7 protein-coding genes and 1 riboswitch are annotated in these 12,609 nt (G+C 26.4%); of the genes, 3 read left to right on the top strand and 4 right to left on the bottom strand.

Annotated features, from left to right (window positions below):
- The first annotated feature begins 107 nt into the window (after positions 1-107).
- From Fi14EGH31_RS03435 to Fi14EGH31_RS03425, 3 genes are read left to right on the top strand one after another with little or no spacing between them, the layout of a single operon-like run.
- Entirely contained in the window at positions 108-2,474 is a 2,367-nt protein-coding gene (locus tag Fi14EGH31_RS03435; protein ID WP_200765138.1) for a YfhO family protein, read from the top strand.
- A complete protein-coding gene (locus tag Fi14EGH31_RS03430) occupies positions 2,458-2,853 on the top strand; it encodes a GtrA family protein (protein ID WP_200765137.1) in 396 nt (131 codons plus the stop codon). Before Fi14EGH31_RS03435 ends, Fi14EGH31_RS03430 begins: the two co-directional genes overlap by 17 nt.
- Positions 2,846-3,757 (top strand): glycosyltransferase family 2 protein, encoded by a 912-nt coding sequence (locus tag Fi14EGH31_RS03425; RefSeq protein WP_117481180.1) that lies wholly within the window; start codon positions 2,846-2,848, stop codon positions 3,755-3,757. The genes Fi14EGH31_RS03430 and Fi14EGH31_RS03425 overlap by 8 nt, the downstream gene beginning before the upstream one ends.
- Before the next feature lie 38 nt (positions 3,758-3,795).
- On the opposite strand, the gene Fi14EGH31_RS03420 is transcribed toward Fi14EGH31_RS03425, so the two are convergent.
- The 4 genes from Fi14EGH31_RS03420 to Fi14EGH31_RS03405 form a co-directional block, all read right to left on the bottom strand.
- Positions 3,796-4,665: a hypothetical protein gene (locus Fi14EGH31_RS03420; RefSeq protein WP_139938861.1), complete on the bottom strand. Its 870-nt coding sequence runs from the start codon at positions 4,663-4,665 to the stop codon at positions 3,796-3,798.
- A gap of 582 nt (positions 4,666-5,247) precedes the next feature.
- On the bottom strand, positions 5,248-10,632 hold the full coding sequence (locus Fi14EGH31_RS03415) for a Cna B-type domain-containing protein (protein WP_200765136.1): 5,385 nt from the start codon (positions 10,630-10,632) through the stop codon (positions 5,248-5,250).
- A gap of 49 nt (positions 10,633-10,681) precedes the next feature.
- Positions 10,682-10,757, bottom strand: a riboswitch (cyclic di-GMP riboswitch).
- A gap of 97 nt (positions 10,758-10,854) precedes the next feature.
- Positions 10,855-11,091: a hypothetical protein gene (locus Fi14EGH31_RS03410; RefSeq protein WP_107030005.1), complete on the bottom strand. Its 237-nt coding sequence runs from the start codon at positions 11,089-11,091 to the stop codon at positions 10,855-10,857.
- 72 nt (positions 11,092-11,163) lie between these two features.
- Positions 11,164-12,609 (bottom strand): glycosyl hydrolase, encoded by a 1,446-nt coding sequence (locus Fi14EGH31_RS03405; protein WP_117829319.1) that lies wholly within the window; start codon positions 12,607-12,609, stop codon positions 11,164-11,166.

Below are 12,609 nucleotides of genomic sequence, written 5' to 3'. Positions count from 1 at the left end.
TCTAAAAAGAATAACCACAATTTATAAAGTTGTTTAGGATTTCTTTAGAATTAATTAAGGCGATTATTAAGAATTCATTGATACAATTCTTTTTGAGGTAAAAAAAGATGAAAAGAAAAGATTATTTATATATATTCCTTTTAATAATGATTCCCTTGTTATTTTTATTTATTATCACAAGTCAAAACTTATTATTTGGAAATAAAGTTGATTGGTTTAATCAACATATTACAATTGCTGATGCATTAAGACATGCGATAAGAGAAGAAGGAACTATTTTTCCTACTTATCTTTCTCATTTAATGTCAGGAGTTAATATTTATTATTTTTCTTATTATGGTTCTTTAAGATTTGATGTTTTATTAGGAGCACTATTTATCAATGTTAAGATGATTGATCTTTTTATTGGTTATCAAGTATTTCTTTTAATTCTAACAAATTTAACTTGTTATTTTTTCCTAAAAAGACATTTAAAAAGAAATGATTTATGTTTTTTATTAAGTTTATTTGTTTTATTATCTTCTATCTTTTTTCAATTTCACAAACAAGTCATGTTTGTGAATTATATGCCTTTTTTATTTTTGATGTTAAGAAGTATTGATCATTATTTTATTAATCATCATTTTACAGGCATTATTATTTGGGGAAGTTGTATTGTTTTACATAGTTATTTTTATTGTATTGCTTGTTTTATTGTTTGTTTTATTTATTTCGTTATGCAATGTGCCAATCATAAAGAATATAAGAAACCTTTATTTCATTTATTAATAGCTTATGTAGGTATTGTATTACTAACTGCTATTTATACAATTCCTACTTTATATGTTATTGTTGATGGTAGTAAAAGTGTAAGTTCAACACATCTATTAGATTTATTAATGCCTACCTTTTCTTTAAAAGGTTTACTTTATAACAACTATGGTTGTGGATTTACATATCTTATTTGGATTTTAATTGTATGTGGTCTATATAAAAAGAAAACACGTTTACTATCATTAATTATTATAATTTCTATGTTTTGTCCTTTAATTTGTTTTATAATGAATGGTTTTTTATATGCTAGAAGTAAAATACTCATTGTATTTATACCTCTCATTATTTTACAAGCAGGTTTAGTTTTAGAAGATTTCACTTTTAGAATCAATTATTCTATGCTTATTTTAATTATTTTACCATTATTTTTTATCACTCAACCTTATCTTGTATGTATTGATTTAATCGTCAGCTTAATCATTCTTTATTTTTATAAGCACCATCAACAAATAGTTTTTATCTATTTATTGATTCCTTTACTTGTTGTTTATTTTAATAATCCAACAACAAGTTTTATATCAACAAAACAATATCAAAACTATTCAAATAAAGAAGCAGAAACACTCATTCAAAGAAATAAAATCAACACTTTAGTTAATTTAAACCAAAGCAAACAAAATATGAATCAAACATATCAAAATCAAATAACACGTATTTCTGGTTATACATCAACAAACCATAAATTATATAATTCATATTTATATGATACATTGAAATTGCCTATTTCAATTAATAATCGTGTTGCCCAAATAGATCAAAATCATCTCTTTTATTTAAAACTGATGTCTGTTGATTCTATTGTTTCTAAAAAGAAAATTGAAGGATATCAAAAAGTTGATGAAATAAATGATTTAAAGCTTTATCAAAGTCAAGATGTTAAACCTATCGCTTATGCGACAAATCAGCTTTATAGTCAAAACCAATTTCAAAAACTGGAATACCCTTATACTTTAGATACACTATATCATCAAGCAATTGTAAAAGATGGAAATAATGATTATCAAAGTCAATTTATTAAAGAAGATATGGGTTTAAAAAAAGAATATCAAATTAAAAATAATAAAAAAACACATATTAATTATCAACTAAATAGAAAAACAAATAATGAAATCATTGTAATTGAAGGAGATGTTATTAATCATCTACCTTTACAAAGTGTTTCTATTACTATTAATGGTATAAAAAATAAATTATCAAAAAGTACTTCACCTTATTATAATCAAAATACACATTTTACTTATTTATTAACAGCTCAACAATTATCTATTTCATTATCTAAAGGACACTATGACTTAAAGAATATTCAAACTTATTCTTTAAATAAAAATGCTCTTAAAAATATAAAAGTTGATCCTCTATCTATAAATAAAGGAAAAGATATTTTAAATGGAACAATAAATGTAAGTAATGATGGTTATTTTATTACACGTATTCCTTATGATCGTGGATATCAAATTTTAGTTGATCATCAAGAAGTTAAAAGTGAAGTTGTTAACGAAGCTTTTTTAGGATGTAAAATCAAAAAAGGAAAACATCAAATTCAAATTAAGTTTACTCCTTATGGTTATAGATTAGGTTTTATTTTATCTTATTTTGGATTTATGGTTGTTTTTATACATTATTTAATTGAAAGGAAAATAAAAGATGAAAGAAAATACTAAAGAGATTATTAGTTATGTTTTTGTAGGTATTATGACTACACTTGTTAATTATATTGTTTATTTTGTTTTATTGATGATCCATTGTCATTGGTTAGTCGCTAATAGTATCTCCTGGTTTTTTGCTGTTATATTTGCTTATTATGCGAATAAAAAATATGTATTTGAAAGTCAAAATGATATCAAAAAAGAATTGAGTTCTTTTGTTTTGTTAAGATTTTTAACTTTAATAGTTGAAAATGGTTGTTTATATATTTTTATTACTTTAATGCATATACAACCCATGTTTTCTAAGTTATTAGTAAATTTTGTAACTATTTTATCAAATTATGTTTTATGTAAGTTTAAAATTTTTAAAAAAGAAGGTGTTTATAATGGATAAAATAAGTGTCATTGTTCCATGTTTTAACGAAGAAGAAGTTTTACCCCTTTTCTATAAAGAAGTTGTACATACTTTAGAGAAAATTCAAAATATTGATTATGAAATTCTTTTTATTAATGATGGTAGTCAAGATCATAGTGAAGATATACTCAAACTATTAGCACATAAAAATAAACATTGTTTCTATTATTCATTTTCACGTAATTTTGGAAAAGAAGCCGCTATGTATGCTGGTTTAGAAAATGCGAGTGGTGATTATGTAGTCATCATGGATGCAGATCTACAACATCCACCTTATTTATTAGAATCTATGTATCAAGCATTAAAATATGAAGACTATGATTGTTGTGCTGGTAAAAGAATTGATCGTATTGGTGAAAATAAATTAAGAAATTTTTTATCACATAGTTTTTATAAAGTGATTCAATATCTTACGAAAATGGATATGGATGATGGAGCAGGTGATTTTAGAATGATGACAAGACAAATGGTAGATGCGATTTTAGAATTAAAAGAATATAATCGTTATATGAAAGGCATGTTTTCTTTTGTTGGTTTTAATACTAAATGGTTAGAATTTCATAATGTAGAACGTCCTGCAGGTAAGACAAAATGGAGTTTTAAAAGTTTATTTTCTTATGCATTTAAAGGTATCTTTTCTTTTTCTTCTACACCCATTACAATGGCTGGAGTTATTGGCGGAATATTGATATCAATAGCATGTTTTATATCTTTATACTCTATTTTTATTCATCATCTATCCTACTTAACAAGTTTAGTTTTATTTTTAAGTGGTATCCAACTTGTTTTTGTAGCTATTTTAGGCCAATATTGTTCCTCTTGTTATTTTGAATCTAAACAACGACCTATTTATATTATTAAAAACACAAATAAAAAAATGTAGTCTTTTAAAAAGGATAGCTAAACTGCTATCCTTTTATGTTAAGCTTGAAAATATTTTTTAATTTCTTTTCTTTCTTCATCTGTTAATTTTAAAATATCCATTGCCTTTTCTAATGAACATTGAAGCTCATGCATTACATTTTGTAAATGTTCTATATTCTTTGCTTGTTTTGCTTCTCTTTCAATCATTTCTCCTAAGTTACACATCTTTTCTATCTCCTTATCTATTACATTAAATCCATATTCTTTCATGATTTTTCTTTTTTCTTGATAACTTAATACATTATTTAAAAAAGCAACAAGTGGTGTTAGTATGTTATCATAAATTATATACTTTTCATTAGTATCATGTTCTTTGTTTAAGTATATCATAATAAGTACACCTTTGTCATAGGTTTCTATTCTTTCTATTGTTGTTCCATTGATATTTATTTCATCTATCTTATATGCATTGATATGACCATCATTCTTTTTGGCAGATTGTGGTAATATCCAAATTGAATAGACTTTCTTTATATGATTATAATCATAGTCATAATATTCATTTTTCCATTGTGTGGTCATGATTCTTGAGATATAAGTAAGACCTCGTGTAATCAGAGAATAACCTGGATTGGGGTCATTTTGTATTTCAACATTTAGATAGATTCTTTGTGATAAATCAATCGTACAAAGGAAATCATAATTCGTTTTACCACTATAGGGAATAAAGTTTTCTTTATCTAAATGATGAAAAGATTTCTTTTCTTTGATCAATCTTTCAATTTCATTCAGAGTTAAATGATTTGCTTCATCAATAAAACATTTAACTATTCTACTTAATATTTCTTCATGACAAATAATCAACTTACAATAGTTATCTAATACTAGTTTATGATTAGATGAACTTTTTTCAATTATACCTTCCATAAAATATACCTCCTACTATATATATCGTCTCTTTTTTTGCTTTTTTCTTTAAAAAAATAAAAAAAATTACGAAATGTTCGTAATCTCTATAAATCATTTAATCTTGCTTTAATAAACATGAATATATATAAATATTTTTTTGCCTCTTTTTTTGTGTTAAATGAAAGATCCTTTTGATTAATATACTTGATAGCATTATTCCATTCATCTAAAGAATAATCATCTATTGAAAAAAATAGAATCTTATTTACTTGCACATAAGTAAAAGCAATATTATTTCGTAAATCTGAAATATAATTTTTATCAGCAGAAATTCTTATTTTTTTAACAGTTCTATTTTTTCGTTCATCATTAAATCCTTTCTAAATAGTGGAAAACTATATTAAAGAGTTAGTATCTTTAATATAGTTTGGGAAGAAGATATAAAAATATCTAAATGTTGATGTCTAACACATCACATGATTAATATACACTCATTAAGAGCTTAAATAAAGAGATTAGCTAAAGGCTGTCACAGGTTTCATTTAATGTTACATAATGCCTAATAAAAAGAAAAGTGAGGTCTTTATCCTCACTTTAAGGCTATGCCTTTTGTTTCTTTAATAAATACAATCCAATAATAGCTAAAACGCAAATTCCTAAATATAAACCAATATTTGTATTATCTCCAGTTAATATTTTAGATAACTTATGTTGAGTTGTATCATTTTTAACTGTTGTTATAACTGGTACATAAGTATTAGTAATATTCATACCATCAATAGATGTATTATATCCTTTAACATAATCTTCACTGGTTGTATAATTGATTTCTTTTCCTTCTTTATATTTTGAAAGATTTCCAAAGTCATATGTCCAATCTTGTGATTTTGAAACATCTAGAAATGCAATTTCTTTTCCATCAGCATATAGACGTACTCTAATAGTATCAGGTCTTTGATGTGCTTGATCATGATTATCAATCCAAGTCTTAGTTCCTTTAAGATGAACAGTTTCAACATCATGACTATTTGTAATAATATAACCATCCTTTTGATTTCCAGTAATACCTACTTTATATCCTTTAACTTCATCTTCTTGAACTGTATAAACAATTTCTTTTCCATCTTTATATTGATTTAAATCATCAAATGAACTAATCCATTGATTATCATCACTTAAAGTTAATGTTTTTCCAGTATCTTTACCATTAGCGTATAAATGAACAATAACTTGTTTAGCACGTTTACCATCTTGATTATCTTGATCATTCCATTCTTTTGTTACATTTACACTTGTTTTTAAGATTTTATGTGTATTTGTAATATCATAATTATTAATTTCTGTAGTATAACCTGCTACTTCATCTTCATCTACTGTATAATTGATTTCTTTTCCTTTTTTATATTTTGAAAGTTTTCCAAAATCATATGTCCAATTAGAATCTTTATCAACTACTTTTGAGGCAATTTCTACACCATCAGCATATAATCTAACAGTAATATTTTCAGGACGTTTTCCATCCTGATCGTGATTATCATTCCATGTTTTAGTTCCTTTAACTTCTACTGTTTCAACATCATGTGTATTGGTAATAATATAGCCTTTATCTTGACTACCTGTATATCCTATTTCATATCCATTCACTTTTTCTTCTTTTACAGTATAATTAATTTTATTTCCATTGCTGTATTGATCTAAATTAACAAATGAATCTTTCCAATGATTAGTATCACTTAATGTTAGTGTCTTTCCAGTATCTTTACCATCAGCATATAAATGAACAATAACTTGTTTTGTACGTTTACCATCATTATTGTTATTATCATTCCATACTTTTTCAACTGGTATCGTAATTTTTTCAACCTTATGTTTATTCGTTATTTGATAACTCTTTGTATCTTCATCATAATTAATTGTTTTATTATAATGAGCAACATCTACTTCATCTATTGTATATTGAATTACTTGTCCTTGATTATCATATTTTGGCATATCAACAGACCATTTCCAATTATTATCTTTTGTTACAGTAATTGTTTTAACAACTGCATCACCATTTTTAATTTGTATTCCAATAGAATTTGGACGTAATCCATCGTAATCATTACTATCATCCCAAATTTTTTCACCACTAATATGAATAATTGGTTCAATTAAACCTAAGTTTTGATTTGGTAAGTTATATTCATATTGCCCGTTATTAATCATTTCTTCTTTAGAAGGCATTGTTAGATTAGGAATTGATCCTGTTACAATTCTTTGATCTGTTTCACTTTTTGTAACTATATTATCAGATGTAACTTTTGAACTTTCTTTATCACTACCTTGATTGGCAATTGTTGCTTCATATTTTTCTAAAGTTGTTTGATCAGATGATTCAAAAACAACTGTATATTCACCTTCAGGTAAACCTTCAAATTTGTAATGTCCGTTTTTATCTGTTGTAATTGTTGTTGGATGTGTAATTGTTTTATAAATATCTCCATCTTGTACAACTTCTTCATAAGCTTCAAATGATTCATAGCAATCACCATTTTTCTTAAGAATAATCACCTTAACATTTTCTACTCTTTTTTCACCATCTTCCAATTTACCATCTTTATCTTTATCAATCCAAACAGTTCCTTCTAATGAACGTTTAACAACATCTATAGATGCATCATCACTAAGCAAAGTATCTTGATGTAATGTAGAAATTGAATTAAGTAAATGATCTCCTTCTGCAGCAATAGCAGCATATTCCATTTTTAATTTAAAAGAGCAATTTCCTTTTAATTTTTTATCTTTATAAGCAATAACTGTTGGCCATGCACCAATCAAGTCCTTACCTTTAATTATTACTTTTCCATTTTCTTCAACTATTTCAGCCTTTTTCCAACTATTTTCTTCTGTAACATCAGATGCTTTTATTTCATCTGCTTTTTTTCTTCCGTATTTTTCAGCATTATTTGTATACCAAATTTCAACATCATTTATTTCATCACCAATAGCTGCTTTATCCAATGTTAATCCTGTTAATTTATAAATTCCTTTCATAATTGTTCCATCATAACCATCTTGAGGCATTGTATCAACTGCAAAAACATCATCTCTTGCATTAGAATTTACATTACTTAATAATAAATTAAAATCTCCTTTATCTTCTAGTTCTAATATTGACTTACCTGTTTTACCTAAATAAAATTCATTATTTTTATTAACTGTAATTGATGTTGTAACTTCATTATTATTATAAGTTGTAAACGGTCTTTTATCTTCGTCTGTCTGTATATTAATTGTATTTTGTAAAACATCATTATTATTTACATCTTGATTAAGATCTGTTGTATTACCAATTTTACATGAATAATAAAGTGATGGTAAAGTTCCATTAACTAAATTAACTTTTTTAATTTTCCATTTTAAAACAGTTTTTCCATTTTCATTTGTACTTATTGTAGGTTCAATCGCTTTTCCACCTTCTACCTTACCTTGTTTAGGAAATTGTGATTTATAGTTTCCACCCCAATATGCACTATTAGGTATATAAGTAAGACCATCTGGTAAAGTATCTTCTAAATAAACTGTTGTTGTAGAACCCTCCGGAATAGTTACATTATCCCAAAAACTCATTTTACTATCAATTTTATAATCTACATATCTTTCATTAGAAGAAACATTATAAAATTTTCTTGATTCTCCATTACTCTTTTGAGCTACTTGTTTTGTGATACTTGTTGTATATGGGACAACATAAATACCATCAGCAAAAGTAATATTATTATTTGGAGTTACTTTATCTGAATAAACTCCATTTTCATAAGTTGGAACAGTATATTCATTTCTATAGTCAAGTGTAGCATTTGAAGGATTTATATTTTTAAATAGTTCATCTGGTTTTTTCCCTTGTTCAGTTTTATGCCAAATCCATTGTTTCCAATCTTCTGAATTTAATTTTTCACCATTTGTTTTTCCTCTATATTCTCGAACATCTTGTTCATATGCTTGCATATCACTAATACTCCATGTGTTAGTAACAGCGGTAACCATGTATACTTGATCTGCTATATTTGGATTTTTCTTTAAATTTGATGTAAATTGCGTAAGTAAATTGACATCAGGTTTACCTTTTTTTGTTGGACAACCTCTATATTGCACATAAACAACATCACAACACGTTTGTTTACGACCATTATTCTTCAAATCATCCTTCATATCTTCAAGACTATCATAAAATTTAAAATCACTTAAATTTTTAGTTCTCATAGATTCATTAGTTAAAGCTTCTCCATCATTAGAAATACCATATGATATTTTACATTTGTAGCCAGTATCTTCTCTTGAAAAATTTTTCATCTTTACTTCATCAAAAGCATTTCTATTAAATAAAACAAGTTGATCTATAGCTACTGGATAATTATTAATATTACCATCTTCAGAAATAATATTCGTTTGATCATAGCCTACTGTAAATCCTAAATCAGTTGCTCCAACAGCAGCAATATCCCCATCTACGTTAGTAAATTTCTTTCCAGGAGTATATTCATCAGTCCATGTTTTTTTATTTGATGTAGAACTGTAAAAAATACTTTGATTTCTACTACCTGGACTTGTATTATCCCAATTTGATGTTTGTTTATTATCATCTATTTTAGTTTCTTTTGTGGTTACATTACCATCAACTTCAGAATATGCATGCATATTGATGACTTTAGCTGTTGCACTTATATTAGTTTTTCCTGTTGTATCAGGATTGTATGATGATAAAGATGTTGTTTCATTGTTATTAGGATATACTACTTGAAATTGTTGTGTAGAGAAAACACCTTCTAAAATTGAATTAATATCCCCATTTGAATAACCAGTAGGCATATTTTCATAGCCAGTTGGGAAATGATTAAAATCAGTATCATATCCAGTAACTTCAAAATGTAAAGTCGTACCCTCTTGTGTAACTACGTAATTTCCACTATTACTACAATAAATACGATCATTAGCATTACCAGAAGCATTTTTATTTGAATATGCTATATCAGTTACTGCATCGCCATCTCTTTTATTTTCACACACTCTATATAATAAAGGCGTAAAATCACTAGATGCATTTATACCATTTACAGTAAATTCACTTAAATCAACATCAAATTTAAATGGTTTTGTTGGATCAGGTAATTCAACTCCTCTCATTCCATTACCTGGTTTTCTTACTTCTAAAGCAACACCATAATTAATTTTGTATCCTTTAATATCTTTATCTTTTCCTTTTAATAAAGGATTATCATAATAACCTGTATGATCACTATCAAAATCATATTCAGCAAGTTTTATTGTTTCAGTTTTATTTTTTAAAACGATATTGTACATTGGGGCAGTTGTAACAATAACTGGCTTCATATTATCAACAGTAGACATATGATTTTTATCATTATCTACATAAACATTAATTGTTGGTTCAATTGTATCATCTTGATGTTTATTTTTAATTTGTAAACCAAATCCTACACCAATAGCTCCACCATTATACTCATTTACATTTAATTCTTTTGAAATCGTATAGATTTTATTATTACCATCAATGACTGGTTCAGGTATTTTATCCGATGTTACAGTTTGTGTTGATAAAACTAATTCATCATCATTTGGAATAATAAATTCATAAGTAATTGTATGATTAACATTACCTAAATTTTGAAGAGTCGTATTGACCCTATATGTAACAGTATCAAAAGAACATACGATATCATTTGCTTGAGAATTATCATAGCCTCTATTTTCTCCTGTCTCTTTGTTATAACATAATTGATTTAACTCAGGCGTTCCATTATCTCCTAAACCACTTAGTATTCCATTACCATAAACAGTACCATCATTATTTTGTAATAACTTTGAATTAACAATGACACCTGATTCCTCGGCAAATACACCTACTTGGAATGTTGCGACTGCAATACATAAACATATCGTAAAACAAAATATTCCTTTAAACTTTTTAAATATTTTTTTCATCTTTTACACCTTCCCTTAATTTAAAATACAAAAAGCCATTTACAAATCCTATTGCAACTGGCTAGCATTTTAAAGCCCCTTTAGCTTTGCGTCATAACCTTTCGATTACTTTGCTGAATATATCTAACTACGCCTATAATATAAAATATATTTTAATAAAAATGAATACTATTCATTTTCCTTGTCACAATTTACATTTCTTGTAACAAAAAAGGAGTATTGCTACTCCTTATGCATTAATATAGAACATATATATTTTTTAGCATCTAAACTATTATTAAATTCTTTATTTTGATTACTCACATATTTTGCTGCATCGTTCCATTCTTTTAAAGAATAATCATCAATATTAATTTCTTCAATTTCATGAAATTGATAGAAAGTTAAATAACGATTACATGCTAAATCTGAAATATAGTCGCTATTAGTAATAAATCTTATTCTTTCTAATAATTCCATCCCTAAATCCTCTCATATTTACATGTTTTGTATAGAAGGTGTTAAAAATTTTAATTATGATTTGTAAATATTTTAATATTCATTTTTATTTTTTAATAAGAATATGCCCATTAATGATGTAATCATCATTAATATAAAGAACATATAAGATGTTTGATCATCTGTTTGAACAGATTTTCTTTCTATATTTGATGATAATTGTTTATTTGTCTGATCATCTCCTTGTATCACATCATGATGAAATTGATCTTCTATGTATCTATCTTCTTCAATAGAAGATGGATCTTTGCTTCCATCTAAATAAGGTAATGTATAATGAAGTGGATTTCCACATTCATTTCTATATACATTTCCTAAATCTGTAAGTACACCTAATTGATTTTGATTTGATGTATCTTTAGTATTATAGAATAAAGCACTTGATGCACTTTGTAACTGCGTAGCATCAAAACTGAACCAAGCATATCTTTCTACAAAAGAAAGATCATCTAGTCCTTGAATATCATCAAAACCATTAATAACATATTTCATAAATTCTTGAACAGCTTTATTATGTTGTTCATCATTTCCATCATATGGATGCCAATATTCATTTGAATCCCAAGCTGCTACTGCAAATTCTGTTACCCAAATAGGTTTTTGATAACAATCATAAATATCATTCATATATTTCAAAAAGCTTTTTGCTGCTTTTTTAGGTGTATATTCTTCACTATCTAATCCAACATATCCTGGATAATTATGAACAGCAATAAAATCATCTTTTATTTCTAGCCGATTCCAATAGTTTTCAAACCAGCCATTTTTTTTAACTGTAGATTCACTTACTGCTGGAGAACCAACTCTTAATCCACTTGAATGGAAATCTTGATTATAACTAGAAGCTAAGTCAACCGACATATTTGCTTCTTGATCATAATCAGGTTCATTGAAACTTAACACCTTATCATACCCCTTTTCTTTTAATGATTTTAAGCGTTCACTAACATTTCCTGCATCATTCCATATCATCGGTACAAATTCTAACTCGCTATTTACTTCATCTTGATTATCATAAGCTTCTTCACCCCAGTTATAATACCAAGAAACCCCCATATTTTGTACATAGCTTAATGAATTAATACCTTGATCATCCTCATATAACCCTATTCCTTTTTTTGAAATATAAAATGTACGCTCACTTACATTTATTTCATCATTATTTTCTAAAACAGCAACAACTCTTATTGTATGTCTTGCTACTGCTGTTGAATAAATAGTTGTTTGTGTTATATTTGCTTCTACACTTTTTTCATATTTCCCATCAAAATAAATATCATAATGTTGAACTTTTTCTAAAGGACTCCATGAAATCTTGATATCTCCAGCTGCTACAAGTTGTCCTTTAGATGGAGATTTTAAAGCTGTTGTTTTCCAAGTATCATAAGGATTATCTTGTGCATTGATAGAAGTCATACAAGGTATAAGGAGGAGGGTTGCACTTAAAAGTGCAACGCCCAATTTTTTAAATCTTTTCAT

The sequence above is a fragment of the Faecalibacillus intestinalis genome, assembly GCF_015097455.1.
Taxonomy (GTDB): Bacteria; Bacillota_I; Bacilli_A; order Erysipelotrichales; family Coprobacillaceae; genus Faecalibacillus; species Faecalibacillus intestinalis.
The sequence above is the reverse complement of the archived record's forward strand: the minus strand, read 5'-3'. Positions and strand labels throughout refer to the sequence as shown.

Excerpts from the sequence above, each read along its gene's own strand:
- Fi14EGH31_RS03435 (WP_200765138.1), top strand. The coding sequence starts at position 108 with ATGAAAAGAAAAGATTATTTATATATATTCCTTTTAATAATGATTCCC.
- Fi14EGH31_RS03430 (WP_200765137.1), top strand. The coding sequence starts at position 2,458 with ATGAAAGAAAATACTAAAGAGATTATTAGTTATGTTTTTGTAGGTATT.
- Fi14EGH31_RS03425 (WP_117481180.1), top strand. The coding sequence starts at position 2,846 with ATGGATAAAATAAGTGTCATTGTTCCATGTTTTAACGAAGAAGAAGTT.
- Fi14EGH31_RS03420 (WP_139938861.1), bottom strand. The coding sequence starts at position 4,665 with ATGGAAGGTATAATTGAAAAAAGTTCATCTAATCATAAACTAGTATTA.
- Fi14EGH31_RS03415 (WP_200765136.1), bottom strand. The coding sequence starts at position 10,632 with ATGAAAAAAATATTTAAAAAGTTTAAAGGAATATTTTGTTTTACGATA.
- Fi14EGH31_RS03410 (WP_107030005.1), bottom strand. The coding sequence starts at position 11,091 with ATGGAATTATTAGAAAGAATAAGATTTATTACTAATAGCGACTATATT.
- Fi14EGH31_RS03405 (WP_117829319.1), bottom strand. The coding sequence starts at position 12,609 with ATGAAAAGATTTAAAAAATTGGGCGTTGCACTTTTAAGTGCAACCCTC.